Raw genomic sequence first — 26,743 nt, 5'->3', positions numbered from 1 at the left:
GAAAGCATTTGTGGAACGGTGGTCTACTCGGGACCGAGTCCCCGTCGTCGGGTCGCTCCGGTCAGCATCATGAATTCAGAATCGATCCGTTCCGAGGCGGCCTTCCACGAAGCACTCCGTGCGCTCGTGCTGGAGGCGGCCGAGAACGGCGTGCAGGTCGAGGGTGGGTGGCCGGTGTCGAACGACGGGGGTCCCGACTGGGACGTGGAGATCGTCGGGCTGGTCGACCGCGGGGGCGACTGAGCGTCGCGCCGGACCCTCGGACCGGGACGCGCCGTGGTCCCCGCGTCCGGCGACGACGCTAAGTTCGGGACGGACCAATCGCTCTCCCATGACCTCCCGTCCCGTCGCCGCGGACCGGCCCGGCAAGTCCCCCGGCGAGTTGCAGACCATCTACGACGACGCCGCGGCGACCTTCGAACGCTTCGACCGACTCGGCCACCTCCTCGTCGGGCGCTATCGCCGTCGACTGTTCGGCCGGGCGTCCGGTCGCGTCCTCGACGTCGCCTGCGGGACCGGCGCGAACTTCCGCTACCTGCCCGCCGACTGCGAGGTGGTCGGGGTGGACCTCAGCCCCGCGATGCTCGCCGCCGCAGACCGCGAGGCCGCCCGCCGCGGGCGCGACGTGACCCTCCAGCGGGCGGACGCGACGAGCCTCCCCTTCTCCGACGACAGCTTCGACTTCGTCGTCTCATCGCTCTCGACGTGTACGTTCCCGGACCCCGTCGCCGTCCTCCGGGAGATGGCGCGGGTGTGCGCGCCCGACGGGTACGTCCTCCTGCTGGAACACGGGCGCTCCAGCGTCGGCCCGATCGCCGCTCTGCAGGACCGCTTCGCGGACCACCACTTCGAGTCGATGGGCTGTCGCTGGAACCAGGAACCGGTCGACGTCGTCCGGGCGGCCGGCCTCGACGTCCGCGCGCACGAACGTGACCTCCTCGGGGTGCTGACGAGCATGGTCGTCGCGCCGGACGACGCTGCCGGTCGGGTCGAGTGAGCGGGTCCCCTCGCCGGGCGCGGTCACCTCCGGTGTGACGCTCGCACCCGTCCGGGGAGTGTGGCGAGGACTCCGCCGAGGAACCCGAAGGTGGCCGGGGAGACCAGTCCGGCGACCACGGCGGCGAACGGGTCGATAGCGACGACGAGGAGTGTCGCCGGGAGGTAACCGAAGGCGACGTGCGCCCCCGCGACGGGGTCGAGCGGTCGGCCGTCGCTCGCGGAGACGCTCGCCGTCGCCACCGTCCCCGCGACGGTCAACAGGACCGGGGGCAGCAGGTAGACCGGGGGGAACCGCTCGGTCCGGTCGACGAGGAGGCCGACCGGACTCCGCGTGACGGTCACGCTCTGGAGGCCGACCGACCGCACGTCGACGAACTGGGCGCTGTAGAACGGCCACCCGACGACCTTCCAGTCGGCCGTCGGTTCGTCGGCGAACGCCGTCCCCGCCGGGAGCGCCCCGAACGGCCCCTCGGTGACGAGCGCGAGCCACAGGGCCGTCCCGACCAGTCCCAGCGCCCAGGCCGCGACGCCGACGGCGACGACGACCCGTCGGGGGGTCGCGAGGACCGCCCGCGCGCCGAACGTTCCCACACCGACTCACGTGTGAACAGTGACACAACAGTTCCCCTGCCTGTGCCGTGCTAGCCCTTATTCGATGTCCGCGAGTCTGCACGCCCATGCTCGTGTACCTGCACCAGTACCGCGAAGGGGAGAGCAAGGGGAACAAAGAACGGGACGTGGGCGGTTCGGTGGACCACGAGACGGAGGAGTACTTCAACACGGACGAACTGGAGGCCGACGAGTGGGAGGAGTTCGAGTACGACGGCACGACGCTCAACCGTCGCGTCGCCACGTTCGACGAGGTGACCGCCGTCTCCGTCCCGAAGGACCACCTCGAGGAGCAAGGGGAGGTGCCCGGCGTCACCATCCAGTTGCGCACCGAGGGCGGCGAGACGGAGTACGTCGAGAACGCGGTCATCATCGAAGTGACCGACCCGGACCCGTAAGAGGTCGCCCGGGCGCGAACGACGCGTCGCTGTTTCTGTGGTCGCGGTCAGTCCGACCCGTCCGACTCGTCCGTCTTCCCGACGACGACGCACTCGCGGATGTCGAGTGCCGTCTCGAACTCCTCGCGGCGGCCCGTGTCCTTCCCGATGCGCCGGAGGTGTTCGGTGTGCGCCCGGCGGACGGCGTCGCGTTCGCGGCGTTCGAGTCCCACCTCGTCCGCGAGGGTCGTCCAGTGGCCGGCCTCGACGAAGAAGACGCACGCCGAGTCGTCCTCGTAGGCGAGTTCGTACTGCCGACGATACTCCGCTTCCCGCGAGCAGAGGTGGTCCTGGACGCGGTCGACGAGGTCCGGGAGCAGTTGCGGGCCGACGCTGGCCTTCGCGGCGGCGAGCAACATCGCTTGCCCGTCGATGGGGTTGGCCACCGGCCCGCTCACCCGCCGGCGCGCATCGCCTTCTGGGAGAACTGCTCGACGAGGGGGTCGAGGGTCTCCTCCTCGCCCTCGAAGTCGATGCGAACCTCGGTGAGTTCGACCGACCCCACGGGGTTCGCCATCGCCGTCGTGAGGTCCGCGCGCCAGCCGTCGCCCTCGACGGTGGCCCCGTCGGCCTCGGTGATGTCCTCGGGGCCGTCGTCGACGCGTTCGCCGCCGAGACTCTCGGTCAGGTAGTGGACGGCGAGGCGCAGCGAGATGCCGCGGAACGACTTCTCGACGCGCATCTACGCGCACCCCCCCGCGACGGGCGGGAACACGGACAGCCGGTCCCCGTCCTCCAGTTCGGTCTCGGTCCCCTCCATGTGGAGGACCTCGCGTCCGTTCTTGAGCACGCTCAACTGCGGGAGGATGTCCCCCTCGTCGTCGAGGATGTCGCCTTCGAGCCCGTCGAACTCGGCTTCGAGGGCCCGCAGGACGTCACCGACGGTCGACCCGTCGTCGTACTCCCGCGAGATGGTCTTGTCGCCCACCGCGGTCCGGAAGTTAGCGAAGAACCGCAACTCCAGTTCCATAGTCTTACCATCGGCGCATCGCTGATAAACCTCCGCCGCTCAGAACAGCGTCGTGACGAGGCTGGCGACCAGCGCCGCGACGAACAGGATGGCGACGGCGGCTCCGGCCAGCCCCCAGTAGCTCTGTGCCTCCCGGCGCTCCGACCAGCCGAGCCAGAAGACGCCGGCGACGCCCCCCGTCGCGACCAGCAGGACGACGATGCTGTATACCAAGTCGAGTGTCTTCGCCATGCCCGGGGGTTCGGGTCGAACCCCCCTAAACCTGTGTCTCCCCCTTGGCAAGGTCACCCACCGGTGGCCGCGGGGTGAAGCTATTTCCGCGTCGCTGGCCTCTCGTCGGTAGACGATGCGAATGGAACTGCGGGTGTGCAAGCACTGTTACGACGGCGAACACGGGAACCCCCAGAAGACCGAGGTCACGCGGGACATGGTCCGCTGTGCCGAACGCGTCCGGGAGTACAAGGACCTCATCGGTCTCGACTCGCTGTACATCACCTCGGTGCGCGAGGGCGACCCCGGCGGTGCGGAGGCGCTCCCCGCCGTCGTCGCCCGTATCGAGGACGACCAGATATCGCTCTCCGATACGCAACTCGTCATGGAGGACGACGACGGCAACATGTTGGTCTACCCCGAACCGAAGGACATCCTCGAAGTGCTGACGCGCAACATCGACCAGATCAGCCAGCAGACCAGACAGGACGTGACCGTCGAACTCTCGACGGAGGGCGCGGAACTCCTCTCGGTCTAGTCCCGGGCGACGACGGTCAGGCCGACCAGTCCGACGAGCACCGCCGCGAGCAGCCACATCGCCGCCGGCGTCGCGAATGCGACGGCCCGCTCCATCAGGAAGTACCAGTCCCACGTCGCGTTGTACTCGGCGACCATCGCCACCGCGCCGACGCCTGCCACGAGCAAGCAGAGCGCGCCCACCGAGGCGACCGCCGCCCACCGGACGGCCCGCGCGGCGCGGGTCATCCGCCCTCCCGCCAGCGGACGACGCCCAGCAGGACCGTGAGGGGGACGAGCGCCGCCAGCACCCACCCGACGAAGACGGCCATGTAGCTCACCGTCGTCTCGAGGTGGAGCTGCCAGTGCCACGTCCCCTTCAGTTCGGCGATGATGGCGATGCTCCCGACGGTCAGCAACGAGAGCGCGAGGAGGACCCCAAGCGAGTACACCGCCACCCGGAGGTAGCGGGCCGCCCGGCCGCCCGGCCGCCCGGCCTCGACGCTCTCGCTCTCGCCGCCCGCCTCCCGCGTCGGGTGGTCGTGGCTCACGTCCGCACCTCCGTGAAGACGCTCCGGTAGTCCCGGTAGAACAGGTACGCGACCCCGACGAGGACGACGCAGGCGGCGGCGAGGACGACCACCGCCTGGTCGAGCGGCATCGGCAACGGCGTGCCGTGTAGCGGTTCTGCGACCCCCATCTACGGTCGAATCGGTCGGCGCGTGCATAAGTCCTCGCCCGGCCTTCGGAGGCCGGACGAACACTCTTGGTCGTGACGGCCCTCCGAGGAGACGATGCCATCCCGGCGTGCCATCATCAGGGGACTCGCGGGCGTGACCAGCGCGGCGGGGTTCGCCGGGTGTACGCGACTCCTCACGCGACGCGACACCGTGGAGTTGAACCTCCCGTCGAACCCGCACGCAGACGCGCTCCCGGCCCGGCAACACGCCGTGGACGACGCCCTCCGGACCGACGAGCACGGCAACTCGCTCGCCCCGCGCTACCACACCGTCCTGTTGCTCGGCCTCCGGAACCCGCCGACGGTGGAGCACGCCCGGACCGTCGAGCGCGCGATGCGCGAACTGGAGGGGGCCTACGACTGGTCGCCAGACGGCCTCTTCCACGTCCTCGCGTGGGGATCGGGCTACTTCGAGCGCATCGGCGAACTCGCCGCCGCGCCGGTCGACCACCCGGAGGTGCTCTCACGAACCGACGACCCGAAACTGGAGACGTACGACGCCGCCCTCGTCCTCTCGGCGGACGACCCCTCGACCCTCCTCGACGCCGAACGCGGACTGTTCCACGGCGGGTCGCTCGCCGGGTCGACCCCCGACGCCCGCCTCGGTGACGTCTTCCGCGTCGTGGGCCGCCGCACTGGGTTCATGGGCGAGGGGCTGCCCGCAGCGCACACCGACGCCGATGGGATTCCCGACGACGCGCCCCTCCCGAAGGACGCCCCGATGTTCATGGGATTCAAGTCCGGGCGGCGGGGGACGCAGGCAACCGAGGACCGCGTCACCATCGAGGAGGGGCCGTTCGCTGGCGGCACGACGATGCACCTCTCGCGCCTGCGCCAGTCCCTCGAGACGTGGTTCTCGCTCTCGCGGAACGAACGGGTCGCTCGAATGTTCTCGGGGACTCTGACGGGCGAGGACGTCGACGCGCTCACCGACGACGTCCCCTTCGAGGGCGGCGTCCCGGAGGCCGCCCGCGAACACGACGTGGTGGGCCACCACGAGAAGGTGGCGCGGGTCCGCGAGGACGGCGACCCCCTCCTGCTCCGCCGGGACTTCAACACCGTCGACGGGGGGCACGCGGGCGTCCACTTCCTTTCCTACCAGCGCTCACTCGCTGACTTCCAGGCGACGCGCAAGGCGATGAACGGCTGGTACCTCCGCGACGACAGCGAACGGGTGCGCGAACGCCGGAACAACGGCATCCTCGACTTCATCACCGTCACCGCCCGCGCGAACTTCTACGTCCCGCCGCGCGGGGGGCGGTCGTTCCCGTTGCTGTAGGCTCGCCGTTCAGTCGAATCGTCGAATCGCGCCCGAACGAGCGAGCGCTCAGTCGTCGCTGTGACTCGTCTCGGCGGTCCGTCGCTCCGCGCGCACCTGTCGCTCGTAGCGCGCCCGGAGGACGTTGCCGTACACCGACAGCAACAGACCGAGGAACAACACCAGTACCCCGACGTTGATGCCGATGGTGAGCAGGAGGTTCGTCGGCCCGCCGCCGATGGTGAGTTCGCGCGGCACCGGGTAGCCCTCGTCGAAGATGCTCCCGAGGAGGACGCTGACGATGCCGATGACCACCGCCGCCCCGCCGAGATTCACCGCCCAGTTCCACGACGGGCGGAGCGTGAGCAGTTCGATGCCCGTCCCCTCGTGGTCCTCGTCGCTGTGGTCAGTGTGAGGCATCTTGTCCTTCGAGATGAACGCCTTCAGTTCGACGGGGTAGAACGCGGGGTGGAACCCGTGTTCGAAGATGTGGAACATCACGCCCATCAGCATGATGACGCCCAGCAGCCCGTGGAAGACGACGAACGCCATCGCGGCAGCCTTCGTCTGGAAGAACTGCATCAGGGAGGGCTTGCTCCAGATGAGCAGGCCCGACACCATCAGCAGCGTCAGTTCGACGGCGAAGATGAAGATGACCCCCTTCCCGACGTACGAGAGGAGGGGCACCTCGTCGGACGTGTAGCCCGCGAACTGGCGGGCGTGCGGGTGGCGTTCGTCGGCCCGGCCGAGGACGAACTTCACGTCCTGAATGAACGCCTGCATGTCGTTCTTCAGGTCCGGCAGGACCGCCCGGAAGTTGCTCCGGCGCCCCGGCCCGATGATCATGAACGTGATCCAGAACACCGTCAGGACGATGAGACCGACGCCCGCGATACGGTGGAGCGCGAGGACGCCCGTGTTCCCGCCCATGAGTTCGAGGAGCCACCAGAGTTCGTCGTTGAACATCACGCTGTAGCCCGTGAAGAACAGCAGGAACACGTCCAGCGCGAGCAACGAGTGGAACATCGTCGTCACCCGCGTGAACTTCCCGTGGTCGAGGTTCGTCATCGCCCCTCACCTCCCGTGTCGGAGCCGTCGCCCGTGCGAGCGGCCTCGCCTTCGGAGGCGGCGGCCTCGTTCTCCGTGCCAGCGGGCACGCTCTCCGTGCCAGCGGGCACGCTTCCCCCGTCGGCGGCGACGGTGCCCGACTGCTGGTTCGCGTACGGCGACTGCATCCGGTCGGCGAGCCGGCGGAACGCCCCCCAGTGGAGGAACACCATCACGAGGATGAACACGCCCATAATGACGTCGGCGGCGTGCATCAGCGAGATGAGGAAGTTGAGCCACGGGACGGTGTTGCCCGTCTCCCAGTCGGCGCCGACGCCCTGGCCCTCGACGGTGGGGCCGACGCGGAACAGTTGCTCGTGGAACACGTCGAACGTCCCCGAGAAGAGCCAGACGGACCCCACGGCGACGACGACGCCCACGAGGGCGCTGACGAGCACCGCGACGCGTTCCTTACGACGTCGGTTCATAGGTCGAAGGCCCTCGCCTCGTCGGCGCCGAAGATGATCTCCATCGCCTCCTTGTTGAACGCCGGTGCGGCGTCGCGCTTGTCCAGCTCGTCGGCGATGTCGCCGGCGTCACCGACGAGGATGGCGTCGGTCGCACACTCCTCGGCGCAGGCCGGCCCCTTCCCGACGTGCTGGCGCTCCTCGCACATCGTACACTTGTCCATGATACCCCCGCCGCCGAGGACGGCCTCCGCGCCGTCGTCCGACTCGGGGAACTGCGGCGCGCCGAACGGGCACGCCGAGAGGCAGTACTGACAGCCCACACAGAGGTCCTCGACGACCTCGACGAAGCCGTCGTCGTTCTTCTGGAGGGAGTCGACCGGGCAGACCGACACGCAGGGGGCGTCCTCGCAGTGGTAACACTGCATCGGAAAGCTCGTCTCGCCGGGGAACTCTCCCTGGTTGAGCGCCCGCCCGCTGTTGGAGTTGAGCTGCGGCTTCTCCGCCTCCTGGCCCTCGAACATCGTCGAGATGGAGATGCGCTGCTCCTCCGGCGGCACGTCCCACGTCCGCTTGCACGCGACGACGCACCCGCCACAGTCGATACACGCCTCAACGTCGGGGAAGATTCGGGTCCCCTCACCGACGCTCATGACGCCCTGACTCATCTGCTCGCGCTGCATCGAATTCTGGTCTGTTGACATTGTGGTTACTGAACGGTGTGGTAGTCACGCACGTCGAAGTCCTTCTGGAGGCCGATGTCGTTCCTGTCCTGCGGGAACGTGATGTCGGGGTCCATGTTCAGCTCGTCGAGGAGCTCCGGCGTCGCCGGCTGTATCTTCACGAGGCCGACCTTCGTCTCCTGCATCTGCGTCTCGACGTCGTACCCCTTGACGGTGATCGCGTTCACGCTGTCCCCGATGGCGTAGGGGACCATCCCGTCGGGGTACTGGTCCTCGAGGGAGTTCCCCTGGAAGACCCCGCCCCAGTGGAACGGCATGAACGTCTCCTTCGGGTTCGGCCGGTAGGTGACCCGCGCCCGCACGAGCACGGACCCGCGGGTCGTCGTCGAGACGACCACGAGGTCCCCGCCGTCGACGCCGAGTTCCTCCGCCTTCTCGGGGTGAATCTCGGCGTACATGTGGGGCTGGAGGTCCGCGAGGAACTGGTTGGACCGGGACTCGGCGCCCCCGCCCTGGTGTTCGACCTGTCTCCCGGAGGTCATGATGGTGTCGAAGCCCTCGCCGTTCTTGCCGCTGAGTTCCCGCATCGCCTCCGTCTGTGTCGTCGCGTTGTTCTGGTCGAGGCGGTAGAAGTTCCTCTGCTGGCCGTTGGCGGGCCACTCCTCGACGAGTTTCTGGCTCGGGCTCTCGATGGGTTCGCGATGGACCGGGACGGTGTCGATGAAGTTCCACGCGACTCCCCGTGCCCGTCCCCGCCCGGTCGGCGGGTCGGCCTGCTTGAAGTCGAACTGCTGGTACTCGGAGAGGCTCATCGGCAGTTCGCTCTCCTTCATCTTCCCCTGCTCGACGACTGCCTTCGCGCAGTCGTAGACCGACTTCGTCGGGTCCAGCGCGTAGCGGTAGGGCAACGAGAGGGCGTCGGGGTTGGTGAGGTCCTCGGGCCACACCGTCGAGAACCCGGGGTACTGGGGCACGCCGTTGACCTGCCCGTTCGCCCAGTCGGGATTGAACGGCGCCCGGAGCATGTCGAGCGAGGACTCCCCGCCCTGCTCGTAGGTGTTCTGCAGCGGGTAGGGCTGGTCGGTGTCCATCTGCTGCCACTCCTGCGGCGTGGGGGCCTTCAGCCCCCAGCGCGCGCGGAAGTCCTGACCGCCCTCCCGGGGGTCGAGGTTGTCGTTCCAGATGATGGGCGTCCCGGGGTGGCCCTCGCCCCAGCACGGCCACGGGAGCTGCCAGTACTCGCCGGCGACCGGCCCGGAGTCCGCCTGCAGGTCCTCCGTACTGAACAGGTGGTCGTACTCGTGCTGGCGCTGGAGGCGCTCGGGCGACTGCTGGTAGCCGATGGTCCGCACACCGAGGTTGACCTCCCGGAGCGCGTCCTCGTAGGTGCTCCGACCGTTGTACAGTTCGGGGCCGTTCCCCCAGTCGAAGTGGTCGCCGAAGCCGAAGAGGTCGGCGAACTCCTGGATGATGCGCAGGTCCGGCCGCGTGTTGTGCGAGGGCTCGCGCACCGGCTCGGACCACTGGACCGCACGGTGGGAGTTCGTCACCGACCGGTAGTGCTCGTACTGACTCGCCGCCGGCAGGAGGATGATGCCGTCCTGTTTCTCCTCGGGCAGGACGGAGGCCATGGAGGGGAACAGGTCGACGATGACGAGCATATCGAGGTTCTCCATCGCCCGTTTCATCTTGCTCATCTCGCTGATGGAGTTCGAGGAGTGCCCCCAGAACACCGCGGCCTTCAGCGGGTTGGGCTGGTACACCGGCGTGTCGTGGAGGCGGTCCTCCTTCGGCAGGGCCGCCTCGTACCAGCGCGCGACCGTGAGGCCGTTCTGGAACATCATCGAGCGCGGGTTCGGCTGGTCGGCGCTCGCCGCCCCCTTGCTGTCGCTGTACTCGGTGTACGACCCCGACTGCTCGGCCAGTTTCTTCGGCAGGAGGTCGTACTTCTCGTAGAGCTCCTTGAACGAGATGGAGCCGCTCGTGTAGGGGCTCTGGGTCCAGACGTCCGTCCAGTACTTCCAGGACCCGGGGGAGCTGACCGAGTAGTACCCCGGCAGGTTGTGGCTCGCCACCCCGAGGTCCGTCGCGCCCTGCACGTTCGCGTGTCCGCGCATGACCTGCATCCCGCCGCCCTTCTTGGCGATGCCGCCGGTCGCGAGGCCCGTCAGCGCGTACGAGCGGATGTTCTGGGTCCCGTTGTTGTGCTGGGTCCCGCCCATCGCCCACTCGATCTGGATGTTGGGCTTGTTCTCGATCATCAGGTCGCCGATCTCCTGCTGTTCCTCCTCGGAGATCCACGTGATCTCGGCGACGGTGGCGGGGTCGTACTTGTCGAGTTCTGCCTCGACGTCCGCCCAGCCCTGCACCCGACCGTTCAGCATGTCCGTGTCGAGTTCGCCCTGGTCGCGGATGTAGCGGATGAGCCCCATCATCAGCGCCACGTCCGTGCCCGGCCGGATACGGTAAAAGTGGTCGGCGTGTGCCGAGGTCTTCGTGTAGCGGGCGTCCACCGAGACGACCGTCCCGCCGCGTTTCTGCCCCTCGAGGATGTGCTGCATCGCGATGGGGTGGGCCTCGGCGGGGTTCTGCCCGATGATGAGGTCGAGGTCGAAGTTCCGGTAGTCGTTGATGGGGTTGGTCATCGCGCCGTACCCCCAGGTGTTCGCGAGGCCCGCCACCGTCGTCGAGTGACAGATGCGCGCCTGGTGGTCGACGTTGTTCGTCCCGAACAGGGAGGCGAGTTTGCGGAACGCGTAGGCCTCCTCGTTGGAGTGGTGGGCCGACCCCAGCCACATCACGCTGTCGGGGCCGAACTCCTCGACGATGCTGCCGAACTCGTCTTTGATCTCCGCGTAGGCATCCTCCCAGGAGAGCTTCTCCCACTGGCCGTCGCGCCTGATCATCGGGTGTCGGAGGCGCTTCTCGGAGTGCTCACTGCCGTAGATGGCCGCGCCCTTCGAGCAGAGTGACCCGTTGTTGATCGGGTTCTCGTGCCACGGCTCCTGGCCGACGAACGCGTCACCCTGTCGTTCCCCTCGGAACCCGCAACCGACCGCACAGAAGTTACAGATGGTCTTCGTCAACGTGCTGTCGTCGTCGGTGGCGTCGACGCCGTCGTCGCCCTCGTCCTGTGCCAGAACTTGACCGGCCGTCCCGCCCCCCAGGGCGAGGCCACCCGCGATGGCGCTCGCCTTCAGGAAGGACCGCCGGTCGAGGTCCAGCGACACTGGTTCGCTACTCATTGTGAGATGATAGTGACAACTGCTAACAACGGGAAACTCGTGGTACGTGCATAAAGCTTGGTCTTGCACTGTCCCCCGACGTACACAAGTGGGCAATCGATTCCGGTTCCTGCCGCACGCTGCCCCCGACTCCTCGCCCGAGGCCCGGAGCGGGGGGCGACGGGCGGAACTGCACGCGAGGGCACAAACGATTTGAGTACGGGACGCGGCGGTTCGGACGGATGAACGTCGGAGCCTTCGTCTGTTCCTGTGGGGATACCTGCGACGTCGACCTGGAGGCCGTCCGCGACGGCGTCCGCGACGTCGACGTCGTCGCCAGCTCCCGGCTCCTCTGCGAGGACGGCCTGCCAGCGATGCGGCAGGTCATCGACGAATACGACCTCGACCAGTTGCTCGTCACCGCGCCCGACCCGGGCTGTCAGTCGCGCTTTCGCGACCTCGCGGAGTCGGAGGGCCTCCACCCGGAGGCCACCTCGTTCGTCGACCACCGCGAGAGCGCGGGCTGGGTCCACGAGCGCGCCGAGGCGACGGACAAGACCGCCCGCCTCCTCAACGCCCGGAACGCCGGCCTCGCCGAGGAGGCACCCGCCCGCTCGGTCGAACGCGAGGCGGGCGAGCGAGTCGCCGTCGTCGGCGACCCGGAGGCCGCCGCCGCCCTCGCCGACACCGCGGACGTGACGCTCGTCGCCGACGGCCGCGAGTTCGCCGACTGCGACGCCGACCTCGACGACGTGACGCTCGAACGCGGGCGCGTCGTCGGCGTCGACGGCGAGTTCGGGGCCTTCGAGGTCCGCCTGCGCGCCCGCGTCACCGAGGACTGCGTCTCCTGTATGAAGTGCGTCCGGGAGGGGCCCGACGGCCTCGTGACGAGCCGCCCCGTCGACATCGCGCCCGGCGCGCCCGACGGCGAGTGGACGGAGTGCTGTCCGACCGACGCCATCGAGATGGACGGCGTCGAACGCGTCGTCGAGTTCGACCAGGTGGTCTACCCCGGCGGGAGCGAGATGGCCCGCGCGGGCCGAACCGGCTACTACACGCACGTCGACGCGGGCACCGTCGCCGCCGTCGAGTCGCTGCTCGGCGGGGTGAAGCAACCCCAGTTCCTCGACCTGGAGATGGAGGTCTGCGCCTCCGGGTCGTCGAGCCAGCAGGGCTGTACGGCCTGTACGGACGCCTGCCCGCACGACGCCGTCCGGCGGCCCACGATAGATTCCGTCGAGTTCGACGCTACTGCCTGCCAGAACTGCGGGGCCTGCACCAGCGAGTGCCCGACGGGTGCGACGATGCTCCGGGAACCCTCGAACCGCCGTATCGCCCGTGAAGTGGAGGCGCTGCTCCACCCCGGCGAGGACGGCGGCGGGTGGCTCTCGAAACTCACCGGCGGGTCGGAACCGGGCATCGAGACGCCCGTCCTCGCGTTCGTCTGCTCGGAGCGCGCCGAACGGGTCCTGCGCGAGTACGGCCGGCGGGCCGCCGCGGGCGACGACCTCCGCTACCCGCCCGTTCTCCCCGTGCGCGTCAACTGCACCGACACCGTCGGCGAGGCACACGTGGTCCACGCGCTGGCGGCGGGCGCCGAGGGCGTCGCCGTCGTCGGCTGTGGCGACTCCTGCCTGCACTCCGGGCCGGACCCGAAGGCCGAACTCGTCGAGCGCCTGAACACCGCCACGTCGGACCTCGGCCTCGGCGAGCGCGTCACCTTCCTCGCGCCCGACGGCGACGACTTCGAGGGCTTTCGCGACTCGCTCGTCGCGTTCACCGAGGGCCTCGACGACACGCCGGTGCCCGCCGGGGAGCACGAGGCCACCGGCACCATCGAGGACGAGAAGCCCCAGCCGGCGTTCAACACGCACGACTGGGCGCTGGAGAGCGTCCGCGCGATTCTGGCGCACGCCACCCCCGAGCGCGACGTGATCCGCGGGCTGGAGACGTTCGGGCGGATGACCGTGAGCGACGACTGTACGTTCACGCCGACGTGTTCGAATCTCTGTCCGACCGACGCCATCCGACGTACCGAGACGGAACTCGCCTTCGACCACGAGCGCTGTGTCAACTGCGGGCTCTGCGAGGAGGGCTGCGTCGAGAACGCCATCACGATGGAGACCGGCCTCGACCTGTCGCTCCTGCCGGAGAACAACGCCGGCGAGGCGTGGACCACCGTCGCGGAGGGCGAGATGCTGGAGTGCAAGCGCTGTGGCAAGCCCTTCGCCAGCGAGGCCACCGCCGAGAAGATTCAGCGGGAGGTGGGCCACATGGTCGCCGACCTCACGGGCGAGGATGAGAGCGTCTTCGAGTACTGCGGCGACTGCCGCGCGCAGCTCGTGCTCAACCTCGACGACCGCTGAGTACGCCACCGTTCCCGACCCAATCCACATGACATCGGACGACGACATCTACGCCGCACGCATCGAACTGGTCGACTACCTCGTGGAGTGCTTCCACGACGCGCCCGACGAGGCGTTCATCGAGCGCCTCCTCTCGGGCGAGGTTGCGACCCCCGAGGACTCGGTCAACGAGGGGATGGACGAGGGCTTCGAGACGCTTCGCACGTTCGTCGCCAGCGAGGGCGACGACCCCGAGGCGGTCACCGACCGTCTCGGGAAGGAGTTCACCCGCCTGTTCGTCGGCCCTCGCCCCCCAGTGACGGCCCACGAGACGTACTACCGGGAGGGGGACTTCCTCGGGAAGGGCCTCGCGGAGGTGGAGGCGAGTTACAGCGCCGCCGGGTGGTCGCCGCCCGAGGACTACCCCGAGGAGGACGACTACGTCGCCGTCGAACTCGCCTTCCTGCGTCACCTCCTCACGCTCCAGCGCCGGGGCCACGAGGAGGCCTTCGGCTACGAGCGGGTCTTCCTCGACGAACACCTCGGGCAGTGGGCCGACGACCTCGCCGCGGACGTCCTCGACAACACCGACGAACCGTTCTACCGCGCGGCGGCGCAGGTGCTCGTCGGCGTCGTCGAGTTCGAGGACGACATCGTCGCCTCGCAGATGGCCCGGCGGTAGGGTCCCGGAGACCGGAGAACCAGTACGCGCGAGTCGCGTCCGACGCGCCGTCCGACTACTCGCTTTCGCCGCCGTCGTCGGCCTTCTCGTCGGCCTCCTCCGCGGCCTCGCGGAGTTCCTCGTCGAACCACTCGGGGTTCTTCTCGCCGGTGTTCACTTCGTGTGGGCCGTGGTCGTAGTCCCAGACCTCGAAGCCGCCGTACGACCGCATCGCGCCCTTGGGCTTCCAGCCGGTGTCGCGAATCGTCATGTCCCCGGCTACCGCACCCGACCCCTTAGCCGTTGTCCCGGCGAGCGGTCGTCACTCCGGCGGGGCGTTCGGGGGACGCCCGCTCTGCCCCCCGTTCTCGTCGAGGAAGACGCGCGCGAACAGGTCAACGTACAGGCGGAGCAGCGTGCTCTGGTCGAGGCCCGCCTCCGCGGCCCGTTCTTCGAGGAAAGCATCCAGTTCCGGGGAGGGGTCGAGGCGGACCGTTTCGCCGTCCTCGCCCACCTCGAAGGTCACCTCGTGGGCGCCCGAGACGAGGTTCTCTATCTCCAGTAGCGCCTGCTCGGCTTTCACCTCGAGGGCCTCCTCGGGGTCCATCAGTCGGCTGTCGGCCCAGTCGCCGGCGGCCTCGTAGAACCGCTCGGAGGGGGTGAAGGATATCAAAAGGACACCCCTTCACCCTCGAAGGCCGTCGTCCAGCGCGTGCGCTCCTCGCAGACCGGGCAGGGGCGGACCACCGACGAGCGCTCGACGTCCGCGAACGTCGTCATCTGTCCGCAGTCGGCACACTCGTAGTACATCTATCGGGGCGGGAACTCCTTCGGACCCGGTTCCGCCGCGCCCGCCTCGCCGTAGAGGTAGACCGCTGCCAGCGCCGTCACGAGGAGGACGGCGAGGCCGATGTACCCCGAAATCGCGGCGTGCCCGACGTACTGGTCGGTGAACCCGGTGAACGACTGCATCGAGTTCCAGACGTCGAGCGTCGTCAGGCCCAGCCACGCGATGGTCAGCAGGACGAGAAACGGGATGACCCGCATCCCGTTGTCGCTGACGGCAGTCTTGATACCCATGATTGTCTCCTACCGCCCCACATCTCGGGCCTCCGGTAAAGTGGTTGCCCCCGGTCGCGTCCCCGCTCAGACGGTCCCGTCGGCCCCGTCGTCGCGTAGTTCCCAGCCGGCGCCCTCGGCGGCCTCCGAGAGCGGGACGAACTCCCAGTCGGCCTCCTCGGCGAACCACTCCTCGCCGGGCAGGCCGATGACGACCATCCGCTCGGCGAAGAACATCGAGGAGCGGTCGATGTCCGCGAGGCGTTCGGCCGGCCCCGCGCCCGCGCCGTTGAAGAAGTCGGCGTCGACCCCGTTGTTCCGCTGGAACGTGGTGATGACGTGGGCGGGCACGTCGCCGACGATGCCGATCCAGTCCGACCACGTGTTCGCGTCCGCGAGCGCCGTCTGGAGGTGTTTCAGCCGCTTGAGCGCCTCGTAGGTGAACGCGGTGGTCATGTCGTCGACGCCGCCGCCGTGCGGGCCGGAGGCGGAGGGCTCGTTCGCGTCGGCCTCCAGCGTTCGCTCCCGCTCTCGCTCGCCCGCCCGCTTCGCGTCCGCGCCGCCCGCGCCACCCCCCTCCATCGGGATGCCGACCGGCTTGCCCTCGTTCTCCCGGGGGACCCGCGGGACGGGACCGCCCGACGCGCCGTCGCGCTCGCTCTCGCGTTCGCGCTCGGGGTCCTCGCCGGCAGAAGTCGGGTCGGCCCCGGCGTCCGTCGCGCTCGGGTCGGCCCCGGCGGGGTCCGCGGGTTCGTCGTCCGGGTCGCCCTCGCCGCGCCAGAACCAGTCGCCGCGGTTGCGCTCCGGCCGGTCGTCGTCGTCCTGTACGTCGATGTCGTCGAGGTCGATGGAGTCAGTCATCTGCAGTCTCGGGGTCGGTGGTCACCCCGTCGTCCAGCGGGGTCTGTGCGTCGACGACGCCTGCCAGTCCGAGGCGGGCGAGCGTCCGCCGGGTGGGGAGGCCGTTCGGTCCCCACCCGCGGGCGGCGTAGTAGGCGTCGAGCAGTCGCTCGAACTCGGCGGGGTCGAACGCCACGGCGTCGGTCAGCGCGGCGGGGAGGCGGTCGTCCGCCCTGGTGAACCCCTCGCGGGCGTTGAACAGGCGCACGAGCGTCCAGATTCGCTCACCGACGGTCGCCAGCTCCGCCGGGTCGTACGCCAGCCCGACGGCCTCCAGCCACTCCGCGCCGAGATCGGACAGCGACTCGCCGACGAAGTCGTCCGCGACGAGGCTCCAGAGCGTCGCGCGGGTCGTCTGGGCGGCGACGACGCGCCGCACGCGGTCGGCGGCGTCCCACGCCTCGCCGTCGAAGGCCTCCTCCTCGATGGGGCGCGCCCGCCGGTGACAGCCCCCCCGGTCGCTGGTGGCGTAGGCGAGCGCCATCGCCGGCGCGTCGCTCGGGTCGTAGGCGGGCAGTTCCATCGCCTTCACCGTCGGGACGAACTCGTCGCCGCCGAAGCGGTCGGCGGCGGCCGCCACCCCGTCTGCGAGGGCGTCGCCCAGCGGCGTCGAACGGGTGGCTATCTCCTCGATGAGTCCCCGGGCGCCCGCCGGGTCGCCGAAGGAGAGGTCGCGCTCGACGAGGCCCGTCTCGCTCGCGCGGATGGCCCACGCGACGGCGCTCCCGGCGCTGATGACGTCCATCCCGAGGCGGTCGCAGACCCCGCCGAGGTCCGCGACGGCGTCGAAGTTGTCGATGCCGAGGCCCGCACCGAGGCTCATGGGCGTGGCCCCCCGGGGGACGCTCTCGCCGTCGTCGGTCCCGACGCGGAACCCGCCCCGGATGGCGTCGTCGCGCTCTCGCTCCGTGGCCGCCTCGCGGGCCGCCTCGACGCCGATGCCGTCCGCGCCCTCGAAGGTGTGGTCCTGCCAGCCGCGGGTGGCGAGCGCGCCCACCTCGTTGGCGAAGTCGATGCTCTCGAGGGTGGCGCCGGCGGCCTGCCAGCGGCCCGTATCGGAGTCGCCGTAGGTGCGCTCGTAGCGCTCGCGCAGGTCGTCGAGGCCCTCGGGCGGGTCGCCCCGGGCGACGACGGCCTTCAGGCCCTTCGCGCCCATCACCGCGCCCGCCCCGCCGCGTCCGGCGTGGTGGTCGCCGCCGTCCGAGGCGATGGTGGCGTACCCGACGCCCGCCTCCCCCGCGGGGCCGACGCAGGCCACCGCGCCGTCGTGGGCCTCGCAGGTGGCGGTCACGTCCTCGCCCCACGTCTCCGCGGGCGCGAGGCTGGCGTCGCCGTCCTCGACGGTCAGGACGACCGGGTCGTCGCTCACGCCGGTGACGAGGAGGCCGAGGCAGTCGTCGAGCGCCCCCGCCAGCGCGTCCGGGAAGGTGCCGCCGCTGTAGGAGTCCAGGAACGCGCCGGTCAGGGGCGACTTGGTGACGGCGGCGTAGCGCGTCTCGCCGGGCAGGTAGCCCGACAGCGGCCCGAGGGTGAACGCGAGCAGGTTCGCCGGGCCGAGCGGGTCCGCCCCCGGTGGGAGGTCCTCGTAGAGGTAGCGCGCGCCGAGGCCCTTGCCGCCGAGGAAGTCGTGTCGCCACGACTCCGGGACCCGCTCCCGGTCGACGCTCCCCGTCGAGAGGTCGACCCGGATGACGGCGTCCCGCACGTGGTCGGTCATCTGCCGACAGGTACTCGCGTCGGCGGGATAAGCCTGTACCCGGCGAGTCGACCGGTCTCGTCGCTTCCGCGGCGACCCGACGTCACTCGTCGTCGTACATGTCGCTCAGTCGGATGCCGTCCTCGACCATGCGGGCGTTGCGCTCGCGGTCCAGTCGCTCCGCCAGCGCCTCGTGGTCGTACAACTGCTCGACGAGGTCGGCCTGCAGGTTGCGCCACGCGATGGCGTAGATGGGCGACTGCCCCCACGCGCGGAGTTCCGGGACGAACGAGTCGTACGTCGACGCGCGGTCCTCGAGATGTTCGATGACGTCGAGGGCGAACCCGGCCGCCTCGGCGTCGTCCTCGGCCTCGCGGATGGCCCGGTTGAGACGGGCTTCGAGGCCCTGTACCGCCCGCTGCATGTCCTGTGCGCTGGCGGTGCCGTCCTCGGGGAGCGAGTCGATGATGGGCTGTGGAACGCCGAGTGAGACCTCGTCCATGCGTGGGTGTGACGGGGCGACGCTCAAAGGTGCGTCGCTCCCGCCTCAGGCGGCGTCCGCCAGCGCCGACTCGACGGCGTCGAGATCCGGGAACACCTGCGGTTCGGTGACGACCCAGTCGTAGACGACGGTCCCCGACGGGTCGACGACGAAGACGGACCGTTCGGTGACGCCCCGGAGGATCCCCGCCTCGCGGCGCACCCCGTAGTCGGCGGCGACGTCGTTGTTGAACGCCGAGAGCAGCGGGTACGAGAGGTCGTACTCGTCGACGAACGCCAGTTGGGGGAACGGCGGGTCGACGCTCACGCCGTACACCTGCGCGTCGAGGCCCGTGAGGGCATCGCGCCAGTCGCGCACCTCGCAGAGTTCCTCGGTGCAGGTCCGCGAGAACACGCCGGGGAAGAACGCGAGGACGACGGGCCCGTCGTCGAGGGCCTCGGCGAGCGAGAACGCCTCGACGTCACCGCTCGTGTAGGACCCCCGCTTGCCCGCCGCCGCTTCGGGCGTCGCCATCGGTGCCGTGAACTGGGGTGCCGCGTCGCCTATCTCGACCATGCCAGTGGTGTGTGGCGACGCACCAAGAACCTGCTCAGTCGGCCAGTCGCTCCCGGAGGACCCAGCCGACCAGCGCGAGGACGACGGCTGCGAGCGTCACCAGCAGGACCCAGGCGGGGACGACGCCGAGGACCAGCAGGCCGAACGCGAGGAAGACGACGGCGGCCGCCGCCTCGATGAGCATCGTCGGGAGGAAGCGTTCGACCCGCTCGCCGATGACGGCGTCGACGCTCGTTCGGAGGGCGAGCGCCGCCATCACGCCGAGGAACACCGACACCGGCGCGTCCGGGTAGGTGATGGAGAGGTTGATGGTCAACAGCTGAGTCTTGTCGCCGAACTCGGCGAACATGATGAAGACGAACGAGGTCAGCACGCCCCCGTGGGCGCCCATCCGTGCGAGCACCGCGTCGGGGAGCAGGCGCCCCGTCAGGCCGGCGTCGAGGCCGCCGTCGCCGAGTGCCAGCCCCGACGACTCCTCGCGGTCCACGCGCGCCCGGTCGAGGGCGCTCTTGGCCGTCCAGAGGCCGAACAGGAGGAACAGGCCGCCCGTGAGCAGCGTCATCACGCCGGCCGGGACGACACTGAGGACGGCCTGTCCGAACAGCACTTCGAGGGCACTCCAGAGGCCGAAGGCGGTCATCGACCCCGCGAACACCTTCTTCGCGTCGTAGCGCGAGGCGAGCGTGACGACCACCAACTGCCCCTTGTCGCCGAACGTCGCCAGCAGGTTGACGAGGAACGACGCCGCCAGCGGCCCGTAACCGGCGTACTGCTCGATGAGCGCCTGCAGACCCGCGTCCTGCAGGGGGAGGGGCGTCATCTCGGGTCACCGACCGACGCGGTCGCTCTCGACATTCTTGCTCCCGGTAAGATTAGAGGCGGCTAAAAACTGTCCCCTGCCGTCTCACGTCGCCGCCTTCCCGCCGCCTTACCGCTCCTCGACGTGGCGCACGTCGACGGCGATACCGCGCGTGGAGCGGACCATCTCGTCGCCGTGCATCGTCGCGCGCCCGACGGCGTACGCCTTCGGTCCCTCCACGACCACCTCGTCGCCCTCCCGGATGGAGGCGTCGGCGTCGAGGATGCCCGGTGCGAGGACGCTCCCCTGCGGGACGAAGCCGTCTATCTCCACCGTCTTGGTCGGCACGTCGCTCTCCTGCCAGCGGCGCGCCCCCGCCAGCGTGAGCGAGAGCGTGCCGTACTGGGGGACGAGCGTCGCCCACTGGTCGCCCTCGCTGTGGACCCGGAGCGACGGGTAGCGCCCCCCGGTGTTGATGTGGTCGAAGAACTCGTCGCCGGCACCGTCGCCGAACTGGTAGTCCGCGATGGCCCGGACGGTGTTGTGCTCGCGTTCGCGCTTGAGGTACTGCTCCTCGCCCTCCAGCGTGGCGTCGAGTGCGGCCAGCGACTCGTCGGTCGTCGGGTGGTCGTCGACGGTGTACTCGAACTCCACGCCCGCGCGCTCGGCGGCGCGTTCGACGATGTCCGTGTAGCCGCCCGGCGGGAGGTGGGCGATGTGCCGGGGGTAGTCCGTGTGCTCCAGATACCGCGCGAGCACCCGCGCGACGAACTCGATTTCGGTCTCGCTCCACTCGCCGGTCACCACGGAGTCGTAGTGCTGTGCGGGGTAGGTGAGTTCGAGTTCCTGCGGGACGACGCCGATGGGGGAGGTCATCGACACCTTGTGGCCCCGGTAGCTGATGGTGCGGTGGAACTGCGCGTGGCTCTGTGACTCGCCGTAGGGCTTGCGGGCCGAACACGGCACCAGCACGAGTGGGCCGTCGAAGCGGTTGCGGTACCGGGAGGTGACACGGTCGGCGAAGCGCTGAATCTCGACCCGCCTGAGCGAGTCGTCGCTCGCGGCGAGCAGTTCGTCCCGGCGCTGGAGGGGTGTACGTTCCTCGAGATAGCCGTACTGCTGGTCGAGGCGGCGGAACGTCGCCGTCAGCCACGCCTCGTGACGGGCCTGTCCCTCGACGTAGTCGCGAAGGCGGCCCGCGCGGATGCGCTCCCTGACGCGGGCGAGTTCCGCGCGGAGGGCGTTGACGTTGTGCGCGGCGCAGTCCTTTCGGGTGAACTGGTCTCGGGGGGCGCGGCAGGCCTCGCAGGCACACGGGAGTTCCTCCAGGTCCTCGAGGAACACCTCGCCGTCGTTCGTCAGGTAGAACCCCTCCAGCCCCCGGACGTGTGCTCTGTGGGAGTCGACGAGGTCGACGCCCGCGTAGGCGAGGGTGGCGACGTTCGCGGGCGTGGCGACGCCCGACATGACGAGGGCGGTGTCCGGCGGCACCGTCTCGCGCACGTCGACGACTGCCTCCACGAACGCCTCGGCGTGGCCGACGAGGCCGGGGGCGTTCGAGAGGACGTAGGCGTCCGCGCCGTAGTCCGCGGCGGTGGTCGGCGAGACGACGGCGGCGCTCGGGAACTCGACGTCCTCGTAGTCGACGGCGAACGCCTCGGCCACCTCGTCGGCGGTGCCCCCGGGGAACGCGCGGTGCGGGAGGACCGTGAGTTTCGACTCGTCGCCCTCGGGGGCCGCCTGTTCTTCCCGCCAGAGGCTCCCGGCGTCGACGAGGACGTCGTCGCCCAGCGCGGGCGTCCGCAACGAGTCCGCGAGGCGGAGTTCGCCGAGGCGGGCGGCCCCGTCTCGCTCCTGCACCTCGAAGTAGTCGGTCATTGGCCTCTCTCGCCGGTCGACGGGCAACTATCTTGCCTTCCGGACCCAACAGTAGTGGTCAACCGTTATCTTCCCACACGGTCTATCTCCGGCGGTACCGTAACCATGACCAAGTACGTGAGCTGTCAGGAAGCCGGCATGGACTGCGAGTTCTCCGTCCAGTCGAACGACGAACAGGAGATCATCGACATGGTCCGCAAACACGCGAAGGGCAAACACCACATGGACATGTCGGCGAAGGACGTCCGCGGGCTGATGAAGGACGCGGCGAAACCCGCGTAAGCGCGGCGTCGTCCGACCTCTCTTTCGAGCGCTCCCGGCCACGGAGCACCCTGCTCGCCCCGCCCCCGGTCGGGGGACCGTACCGCGGGTCAGGAACTCCCGGCCGGGCCGCCCGCGTTCCACTGTCTCGTGGACATCAGCCGACGGGTTATCAGCACCAGCCCGTTGGTGAACCCGCGGCCGAACACCGCCCGTTCCTCGCCCGTCGAGGGTTCGAAGGAACTCACGAGGATGGTCGACCCGTCGACGAGCAACAGTCGACCGATGGCCGTCTCCTCGGTCGTCCCGCCGTTCCCCCGGAGCCACTCCAGCCCGGAGACGAACGTCTCGATACCGTCGAGCGACCGCTCGGCCGTCTCCCTGAGGGTCTCGTCGAGCGTCCCGACGGAGACCGACACCCCCCGGTCGGTCGCCTCGTCGAGCGTCTCCAGCAGGTCGTCGGTCACGAGCGACGGGACGCCGACGACGAGGACCACCTCGGTCTCGGCACCGCGGATGAGACGCTCGGTCCGGTTGGCGATGGCGTCGGTCCCCGAGATGGACCACACCTCGTGAATCGCGTCGTCGTCGGGGTCGTCCGGACGGTCGAGTCCCCGGATGTTGGCCCGGAGGGCGTCGAACTGGGACTCGAAGCGCGACCGGAGGGTCTCGATGGCCTCCTCGATGGGAACCGCCCGGAACTGCTGTGGGGTGCTGTGCTGGACCTCGATCAGGCCCTTCGCCTCGAGAACGCGCGTCGCGTCGTACACCCGGGTGCGGGGTACCTCCGACTGCTCGCTGACCGTCTTCGCCGTGGCGCTGTCCACCCGCGACAGCGCCACGAAGCACTTGGCCTCGTACTCCTTCAGCCCAAGCTGTTTCAGTTGTTCCACTGCCTCGTTGACGCTGTCTTGCTCGTTTGTCATGGTCCCAACCATCCCCCGGAGCACCCGGAGTGGTACACCTCCCACCTCCGTGCAGAAGGGGTTGTCCCTCCCGCCGTGGGTCGGCGCACTGGTGTCGTCCGTCGGGGGTGGTGGTCCCTCCGGCTGTGACTACCAGCGTCACACGCTTATGCCTCTCGCCGACCGCTACGGGGCTCCCCCCGGGGGGACGCTCTGACGGTGTCACCCGATTAATCACAAAACGTTGAAGCCCCTGCCTGCGAAAGTCACGGATGGCACGCAGTCGGCTGTTGGTCCCAACCAGGCGCCACTGCGTGCCGACTCCACGACCGCGCGGAGCCACGGTGCACTTGGTCACAGGACATGAAGACGAACGAGGACGCGGGCGACGACCCGGCGGCGATTGCGGAGACACAACTCAAGGCGCTCGGGCTGAGTACCTACGCCGCCCGTACGTTCGTCGCCCTCGCCGAACTCGGGATGGGCACGGCGGAGGACGTCAGCCGGATCGTCGACGTCCCCCGGACGCGGGTGTACGACGCCGCCGACGAACTCCACGAGTGGGGGCTGGTCGACGTCCAGCGGTCGACCCCGCGGCGCTTCTGGCCCGTCTCGGCCACGACGGCGGAGCGGACGCTCGAACGCGCCATGCACCAGCGACTCTCGTCGTTGACCGAAGCGCTCGACCGCCTCGAATCGACCAACCACCGCGACGAACAGCACGGCGTCTGGACGATAACCGGTCAGGAGGAGGTCACGGAGCGGGTACTGGAGTTCGTCGCCCACGCGGAGGAGGAAGTCGTCTTCATGACCGTCGAGACCCTCCTCGACGACGAACTCGTCGACGAACTCCGGCGCGCGGTGGACCGCGGCGTCTCGGTCCACCTCGGGGGTATCTCCCCCGAGGTCCAGCGTCACCTCCGAGAGGAGATTCCGAGCGCCGACCTCTTCGAGTCACTGTGGCTCTGGTCCGACACCCCGGCCGGGCGACTCCTCATGGTCGACGGCGAGACCACCCTCGCGAGCGTCCTCGTCGAAGGGGGTCGCAACGGGGTGCGCAGGGAGACGGCCATCTGGGGGTCCGGCGAGTCGAACAGCCTCGTCGTCGTGCTGAGGGCGATATTCACGTGGCGACTGGGCGACGGCGGGGAGTGACACACGCCGGGAGTCGGCGGCGAGCGTCGATACCCACTACGAGACGACAATGACACGAGACGACGACGGCCCCACGACTCCGGCGGAACTACAGCACGACCTGCAGCGACTGTTCCGCCGGGCACACCGGAACGGCGTGGCGGTCACGGGTGGCTGGGAAGTGCGCGACGAGAACGGGCGGACGGTCTGGGACGTCCACGTGACGGACGTCGTTCGCCGCGACCCGGTGGACGCGGACACCGGCGACGGGCGGGAGTGGCCCCCGATACTCACCTCTCGTCGAGGGTGTCCCTGAGGAGGTTCCCCACGCCCCGCCGGAGGCGCTGTGAGGTGGCGGTGTCCGAGACGCCCTGTATCGCCGCGAGTTCGCCGAGCGTCGCGCCGCGAGGGACCTCGTAGTAGCCGGCCTCGAGCGCACAGCGGAGGGTGTCGCGCTGGGTGGTGGTCAGGGCGTTCCCGCCGGCGGCGTGCGTCGACTCGCGCGAGATGATGCGCCTGACGGTGGCCCCGAAGTCGCCCCCCTCGCTGGACGCGTAGAACTCGGAGGCCGCTTCGTGACTCGGGAACCGCACCCGGAGCGTCCACGAATCCCCGGTGGCGACAGCCGACAGCATCGCGCCGTCCGTCTCCTGAAGGCTGGCGATGAGAGGTGGGACCGTTCCCGCCCACGACATCCGGTAGGTGGAGGTGTCGCCGGCCTCCTCCACGAAACGCAGGCTCTCGACGTGAACGCTCCTCTGCGCCGCGGTGACGACCTTCTTCTTCGGGCCGGTCACCGCGAGGTAGACGGCGGCCGCACCGTTCACCGGGACCATCCGCTCGAACTCGACGGCGGAACCGGTAGGAAGCGTCTTGAGCGAGTCGAGAACGAGCGCCTGGAGCGGAGCCGTCAGTTCGAGGCGCATCAGGTCTTCACCACCCCCGACCCCGGGCCGCGGGGAACTGGTCCTCCCGTCGACGCTGCGGTCGAGTGGTCCCCACGAGTTCTACGCGGGTGTCCGGTCCGTGCGTCACTGTCGGCGGTCGGGCAAGGGTCTCTCGTCATCACTCAATATAAATACTCTACCTTATATATAATGTTGAATTTACCCACTAACACACACCCTCGCCCGTGGCAGTGTCCACCGTTCGGGAGCTATCGGGGTCGGACCCCTCCTCTCAGTCGTCCGCCGGGGCGGCCCCCGCCCCGCCCGAGTCGGGCACCGTACCGTCGTCGTTCCACCCGCGCGCCTCGTAGTACTCGTCCAGGGCCGCCTCGAACTCCGGCAGGTCGTAGGGCAGGGTGTCGTCGCTCCGGTCGAACCCGCGTTCGTTGTTGAAGTGGCGTTCGAGTTCGACGACCCGTGCGCCCACGTCGAGGAGGTCCCCGAAGTCCGCGCCGAAGAACTCCTCGAAGCGCGCCTCGGACATCTCGCCGCGCGAGAACCGACAGAGGACGCCGCAGTCCTCCAGTGCGCGCTTGTTCTCCAGTTCGACCAGCTTCTCGGGTTTGCCCGTCAGTCCGGAGGCGTCGAACGCCTCGTCGGGGGCGACCAGCGGGTACTCGTAGGCGTAGAAGGTACTGTACATGTGGTCCGCGCCGCGATTCGAGACGGCGAAGCCCAGTCCCTGCCCGTTCAGGGTGCGCCCGTCGTGGGCGGAGAACTCCATGCCCTTGACCGACCAGTCCTCGACGCCCAGTTGCTCGTGGGCGCGGTGGACGCCCTCCGCCAGCACGTCGCCGATACCCTCGCGGTGGGCGATCTTGCTGATGGTCTCGGTGATGAGGTCCACGTTGCCGAACTCGCCCTCCGCGGCGAGGTACGCCGACACCGTATCGCCACAGGAGATGGTGTCCATCCCGAACTCGTCGCACAGTTCGTTCGACTGCATCACGTCCACGATGTCGTCGACGCCCGCGTTCGACCCGAAGGACATCACCGTCTCGTACTCCGGCCCCTCCGTCTCGATGCCTCGTTCCTCGTCGCGGGTGGGGAGTTTGCAGGCGAACGCGCACTGCGAGCAGGTGCCCTTCTTGTACTTCTTGGCCTCGACGGCGTCGCCGCCGATGTTCGCGGCGGCCTCGAAAGTGGTCTCCGCGAAGTATCTGGTCGGGAGCGCACCCACCTCGTTTGCGAGTTCGGTGACGCTCGTCGTCCCCTGTCGCTTCATCACGCTGTCGGAGGTGGCGGCGTCGCGGTGGAGCGACGCGCCGTCGCCGGGCAGTTCGAGTTCGGGCGCGCTGTCCCCGTCGAAGGTGACGAACTTGACGTTCTTCGCGCCGAGGACGGCGCCGAGTCCACCCCGACCGAACGCCCGCGTCTCGGTGGTCATCAGACAGGCGAACCGGACGCGGTTCTCGCCCGCCGGTCCGATGCAGACGACGTTCTCCGCGTCGAGGTCACGCGTCTCTCGGACGTGTTCGGTCACCTCGGAGGTGAGCGCCCCGTCGAGGTCGGGGACCGCCTCGAACTCCACGCCCTCGTCGGTGACGTGCAGGCCGACCAGTTCGTCGCACTCACCCACGATCTCGACCGCGGCGTGGCCCGTCGCCTTCAGGTTGCGCGAGACGAACCCGCCGGCGTTGCTCGACAACAGGCCGCCGGTCAGCGGCGACACCGCCGTCGCGTTCGTCCGGCCCGTGAAACTCGTCTGTGAGGCCTGCAGCGGTCCCGTCGTGAAGTACAGGCGGTTCTCGGGGCCGAACGGGTCGGCGTCGAACGGCACCCGGTCGTGGGCCAGCGCAGTCGCCACGCCCCGTCCGCCGATGAACTGTTCGAGGACCGCGTCGATGTCTGTCTCCGTCGTCGTCCGGTCTCCGAGGTCGACCGTGAGCAGGGACCCCTCGTCGTGTATCATGTGAGCGAGTATCGCGCCCCCCGCCACATA

At 69.3% G+C, this 26,743-nt stretch carries 35 protein-coding genes; 10 read left to right on the top strand and 25 right to left on the bottom strand.

What is annotated here, in order from left to right; genetic code table 11:
- Window positions 1–69: 69 nt before the first annotated feature.
- Window positions 70–243, top strand: coding sequence for a hypothetical protein (locus tag NKG96_RS15400; protein WP_254536055.1), 174 nt, complete (start codon window positions 70–72; stop codon window positions 241–243).
- An 88-nt stretch (window positions 244–331) separates the two neighbouring features.
- Complete coding sequence (locus NKG96_RS15395; protein WP_254536054.1) at window positions 332–997, top strand: class I SAM-dependent methyltransferase; 666 nt, start codon at window positions 332–334, stop codon at window positions 995–997.
- A gap of 23 nt (window positions 998–1,020) precedes the next feature.
- Here NKG96_RS15395 and NKG96_RS15390 read toward each other — a convergent pair whose 3' ends face one another.
- A complete protein-coding gene (locus tag NKG96_RS15390; RefSeq protein ID WP_254536053.1) occupies window positions 1,021–1,590 on the bottom strand; it encodes a DUF7978 family protein in 570 nt (189 codons plus the stop codon).
- Window positions 1,591–1,676: 86 nt separating this feature from the next.
- Between NKG96_RS15390 and NKG96_RS15385 the strand changes: the two genes are divergently transcribed.
- Window positions 1,677–2,006, top strand: coding sequence for a hypothetical protein (locus NKG96_RS15385; RefSeq protein ID WP_254536052.1), 330 nt, complete (start codon window positions 1,677–1,679; stop codon window positions 2,004–2,006).
- Between the two features lie 47 nt (window positions 2,007–2,053).
- On the opposite strand, the gene NKG96_RS15380 is transcribed toward NKG96_RS15385, so the two are convergent.
- From NKG96_RS15380 to NKG96_RS15365, 4 genes are read right to left on the bottom strand one after another with little or no spacing between them, the layout of a single operon-like run.
- Window positions 2,054–2,443, bottom strand: coding sequence for a DUF8048 family protein (locus NKG96_RS15380; RefSeq protein ID WP_254536051.1), 390 nt, complete (start codon window positions 2,441–2,443; stop codon window positions 2,054–2,056).
- Complete coding sequence (locus NKG96_RS15375) at window positions 2,440–2,727, bottom strand: MoaD-like domain-containing protein (protein WP_254536050.1); 288 nt, start codon at window positions 2,725–2,727, stop codon at window positions 2,440–2,442. Before NKG96_RS15375 ends, NKG96_RS15380 begins: the two co-directional genes overlap by 4 nt.
- Window positions 2,728–3,015 (bottom strand): ubiquitin-like small modifier protein 1, encoded by a 288-nt coding sequence (locus tag NKG96_RS15370; RefSeq protein WP_254536049.1) that lies wholly within the window; start codon window positions 3,013–3,015, stop codon window positions 2,728–2,730. It abuts the gene before it with no gap.
- A 39-nt stretch (window positions 3,016–3,054) separates the two neighbouring features.
- Entirely contained in the window at window positions 3,055–3,246 is a 192-nt protein-coding gene (locus tag NKG96_RS15365; protein ID WP_254536048.1) for a hypothetical protein, read from the bottom strand.
- Between the two features lie 115 nt (window positions 3,247–3,361).
- On the opposite strand from NKG96_RS15365, the gene NKG96_RS15360 reads away from it, so the two are divergent.
- Window positions 3,362–3,763, top strand: a complete 402-nt coding sequence (locus NKG96_RS15360) for a hypothetical protein (protein ID WP_254536047.1) — start codon at window positions 3,362–3,364, stop codon at window positions 3,761–3,763.
- Here the strand turns inward: NKG96_RS15360 and NKG96_RS15355 are convergent.
- Genes NKG96_RS15355 through NKG96_RS15345 form a run of 3 tightly spaced genes read right to left on the bottom strand, consistent with a single transcriptional unit; the run spans window position 3,760 to window position 4,441 of the window.
- Entirely contained in the window at window positions 3,760–3,990 is a 231-nt protein-coding gene (locus NKG96_RS15355; RefSeq protein ID WP_254536046.1) for a hypothetical protein, read from the bottom strand. The two genes, NKG96_RS15360 and NKG96_RS15355, sit on opposite strands and share 4 nt — an antisense overlap.
- Window positions 3,987–4,292, bottom strand: coding sequence for a hypothetical protein (locus tag NKG96_RS15350; RefSeq protein WP_254536045.1), 306 nt, complete (start codon window positions 4,290–4,292; stop codon window positions 3,987–3,989). The genes NKG96_RS15355 and NKG96_RS15350 overlap by 4 nt, the downstream gene beginning before the upstream one ends.
- Complete coding sequence (locus tag NKG96_RS15345; RefSeq protein ID WP_254536044.1) at window positions 4,289–4,441, bottom strand: hypothetical protein; 153 nt, start codon at window positions 4,439–4,441, stop codon at window positions 4,289–4,291. The genes NKG96_RS15350 and NKG96_RS15345 overlap by 4 nt, the downstream gene beginning before the upstream one ends.
- A 94-nt stretch (window positions 4,442–4,535) precedes the next feature.
- Between NKG96_RS15345 and NKG96_RS15340 the strand changes: the two genes are divergently transcribed.
- The gene (locus NKG96_RS15340; protein WP_254536043.1) at window positions 4,536–5,759 is read left to right on the top strand and encodes a DUF7405 family protein; all 1,224 of its coding nucleotides are present in this window, start codon (window positions 4,536–4,538) and stop codon (window positions 5,757–5,759) included.
- Window positions 5,760–5,807: 48 nt separating this feature from the next.
- Here the strand turns inward: NKG96_RS15340 and NKG96_RS15335 are convergent, their stop codons facing one another.
- Genes NKG96_RS15335 through NKG96_RS15320 form a run of 4 tightly spaced genes read right to left on the bottom strand, consistent with a single transcriptional unit; the run spans window position 5,808 to window position 11,180 of the window.
- On the bottom strand, window positions 5,808–6,806 hold the full coding sequence (locus tag NKG96_RS15335) for a cytochrome b/b6 domain-containing protein (protein WP_254536042.1): 999 nt from the start codon (window positions 6,804–6,806) through the stop codon (window positions 5,808–5,810).
- The gene (locus NKG96_RS15330; protein WP_254536041.1) at window positions 6,803–7,273 is read right to left on the bottom strand and encodes a hypothetical protein; all 471 of its coding nucleotides are present in this window, start codon (window positions 7,271–7,273) and stop codon (window positions 6,803–6,805) included. The genes NKG96_RS15335 and NKG96_RS15330 overlap by 4 nt, the downstream gene beginning before the upstream one ends.
- Window positions 7,270–7,956: a 4Fe-4S dicluster domain-containing protein gene (locus tag NKG96_RS15325; RefSeq protein WP_254536040.1), complete on the bottom strand. Its 687-nt coding sequence runs from the start codon at window positions 7,954–7,956 to the stop codon at window positions 7,270–7,272. Before NKG96_RS15325 ends, NKG96_RS15330 begins: the two co-directional genes overlap by 4 nt.
- 5 nt (window positions 7,957–7,961) lie before the next feature.
- Window positions 7,962–11,180, bottom strand: coding sequence for a formate dehydrogenase subunit alpha (locus NKG96_RS15320; protein ID WP_254536039.1), 3,219 nt, complete (start codon window positions 11,178–11,180; stop codon window positions 7,962–7,964).
- Between the two features lie 221 nt (window positions 11,181–11,401).
- On the opposite strand from NKG96_RS15320, the gene NKG96_RS15315 reads away from it, so the two are divergent.
- Both NKG96_RS15315 and NKG96_RS15310 read left to right on the top strand, forming a co-directional pair.
- On the top strand, window positions 11,402–13,525 hold the full coding sequence (locus NKG96_RS15315) for a 4Fe-4S dicluster domain-containing protein (RefSeq protein ID WP_254536038.1): 2,124 nt from the start codon (window positions 11,402–11,404) through the stop codon (window positions 13,523–13,525).
- Between the two features lie 28 nt (window positions 13,526–13,553).
- A complete protein-coding gene (locus NKG96_RS15310; protein WP_254536037.1) occupies window positions 13,554–14,186 on the top strand; it encodes a TorD/DmsD family molecular chaperone in 633 nt (210 codons plus the stop codon).
- Window positions 14,187–14,241: 55 nt separating this feature from the next.
- Here the strand turns inward: NKG96_RS15310 and NKG96_RS15305 are convergent, their stop codons facing one another.
- The 10 genes from NKG96_RS15305 to arcS all read right to left on the bottom strand — a co-directional run bounded on the left by NKG96_RS15305 (window position 14,242) and on the right by arcS (window position 21,554).
- Complete coding sequence (locus tag NKG96_RS15305) at window positions 14,242–14,436, bottom strand: hypothetical protein (protein WP_254536036.1); 195 nt, start codon at window positions 14,434–14,436, stop codon at window positions 14,242–14,244.
- Window positions 14,437–14,487: 51 nt separating this feature from the next.
- Window positions 14,488–14,838, bottom strand: a complete 351-nt coding sequence (locus tag NKG96_RS15300; protein ID WP_254536035.1) for a hypothetical protein — start codon at window positions 14,836–14,838, stop codon at window positions 14,488–14,490.
- Window positions 14,835–14,975, bottom strand: a complete 141-nt coding sequence (locus NKG96_RS15295; RefSeq protein ID WP_254536034.1) for a hypothetical protein — start codon at window positions 14,973–14,975, stop codon at window positions 14,835–14,837. The genes NKG96_RS15300 and NKG96_RS15295 overlap by 4 nt, the downstream gene beginning before the upstream one ends.
- Window positions 14,976–15,245 carry a hypothetical protein gene (locus NKG96_RS15290; protein WP_254536033.1) on the bottom strand — a complete coding sequence of 90 codons (270 nt, stop codon included), beginning with the start codon at window positions 15,243–15,245 and terminating at the stop codon, window positions 14,976–14,978. It lies immediately after the preceding gene.
- 66 nt (window positions 15,246–15,311) lie between these two features.
- The gene (locus tag NKG96_RS15285; protein WP_254536032.1) at window positions 15,312–16,085 is read right to left on the bottom strand and encodes a DUF7124 domain-containing protein; all 774 of its coding nucleotides are present in this window, start codon (window positions 16,083–16,085) and stop codon (window positions 15,312–15,314) included.
- Window positions 16,078–17,841 carry an aldehyde ferredoxin oxidoreductase family protein gene (locus NKG96_RS15280; RefSeq protein ID WP_254536031.1) on the bottom strand — a complete coding sequence of 588 codons (1,764 nt, stop codon included), beginning with the start codon at window positions 17,839–17,841 and terminating at the stop codon, window positions 16,078–16,080. Before NKG96_RS15280 ends, NKG96_RS15285 begins: the two co-directional genes overlap by 8 nt.
- An 82-nt stretch (window positions 17,842–17,923) precedes the next feature.
- The gene (locus NKG96_RS15275) at window positions 17,924–18,322 is read right to left on the bottom strand and encodes a DUF7971 family protein (RefSeq protein ID WP_254536030.1); all 399 of its coding nucleotides are present in this window, start codon (window positions 18,320–18,322) and stop codon (window positions 17,924–17,926) included.
- 45 nt (window positions 18,323–18,367) lie between these two features.
- A complete protein-coding gene (locus NKG96_RS15270; protein ID WP_254536029.1) occupies window positions 18,368–18,877 on the bottom strand; it encodes a redoxin domain-containing protein in 510 nt (169 codons plus the stop codon).
- A 34-nt stretch (window positions 18,878–18,911) separates the two neighbouring features.
- Window positions 18,912–19,697, bottom strand: a complete 786-nt coding sequence (locus tag NKG96_RS15265; protein WP_254536028.1) for a TMEM165/GDT1 family protein — start codon at window positions 19,695–19,697, stop codon at window positions 18,912–18,914.
- Window positions 19,698–19,805: 108 nt separating this feature from the next.
- A complete protein-coding gene (gene arcS, locus NKG96_RS15260; RefSeq protein WP_254536027.1) occupies window positions 19,806–21,554 on the bottom strand; it encodes an archaeosine synthase subunit alpha in 1,749 nt (582 codons plus the stop codon).
- Window positions 21,555–21,671: 117 nt separating this feature from the next.
- Between arcS and NKG96_RS15255 the strand changes: the two genes are divergently transcribed.
- On the top strand, window positions 21,672–21,836 hold the full coding sequence (locus NKG96_RS15255) for a DUF1059 domain-containing protein (protein ID WP_254536026.1): 165 nt from the start codon (window positions 21,672–21,674) through the stop codon (window positions 21,834–21,836).
- Between the two features lie 89 nt (window positions 21,837–21,925).
- On the opposite strand, the gene NKG96_RS15250 is transcribed toward NKG96_RS15255, so the two are convergent.
- Window positions 21,926–22,741, bottom strand: coding sequence for a TrmB family transcriptional regulator (locus tag NKG96_RS15250; protein WP_254536025.1), 816 nt, complete (start codon window positions 22,739–22,741; stop codon window positions 21,926–21,928).
- A 342-nt stretch (window positions 22,742–23,083) separates the two neighbouring features.
- Here NKG96_RS15250 and NKG96_RS15245 point away from each other — a divergent pair, with 342 nt between their 5' ends.
- On the top strand, window positions 23,084–23,875 hold the full coding sequence (locus tag NKG96_RS15245) for a TrmB family transcriptional regulator (RefSeq protein WP_254536024.1): 792 nt from the start codon (window positions 23,084–23,086) through the stop codon (window positions 23,873–23,875).
- Between the two features lie 49 nt (window positions 23,876–23,924).
- Window positions 23,925–24,170, top strand: coding sequence for a hypothetical protein (locus NKG96_RS15240; RefSeq protein WP_254536023.1), 246 nt, complete (start codon window positions 23,925–23,927; stop codon window positions 24,168–24,170).
- On the opposite strand, the gene NKG96_RS15235 is transcribed toward NKG96_RS15240, so the two are convergent.
- A complete protein-coding gene (locus NKG96_RS15235; RefSeq protein WP_254536022.1) occupies window positions 24,145–24,780 on the bottom strand; it encodes a helix-turn-helix domain-containing protein in 636 nt (211 codons plus the stop codon). The genes NKG96_RS15240 and NKG96_RS15235 overlap by 26 nt on opposite strands.
- Window positions 24,781–25,033: 253 nt before the next feature.
- Window positions 25,034–26,713 carry an aldehyde ferredoxin oxidoreductase family protein gene (locus tag NKG96_RS15230; RefSeq protein WP_254536021.1) on the bottom strand — a complete coding sequence of 560 codons (1,680 nt, stop codon included), beginning with the start codon at window positions 26,711–26,713 and terminating at the stop codon, window positions 25,034–25,036.
- Between the last annotated feature and the right edge of the window lie 30 nt (window positions 26,714–26,743).

Source organism: Halomarina litorea (assembly GCF_024227715.1).
GTDB classification, from domain to species: domain Archaea; phylum Halobacteriota; class Halobacteria; order Halobacteriales; family Haloarculaceae; genus Halomarina; species Halomarina litorea.
The sequence above is the reverse complement of the archived record's forward strand: the minus strand, read 5'-3'. Positions and strand labels throughout refer to the sequence as shown.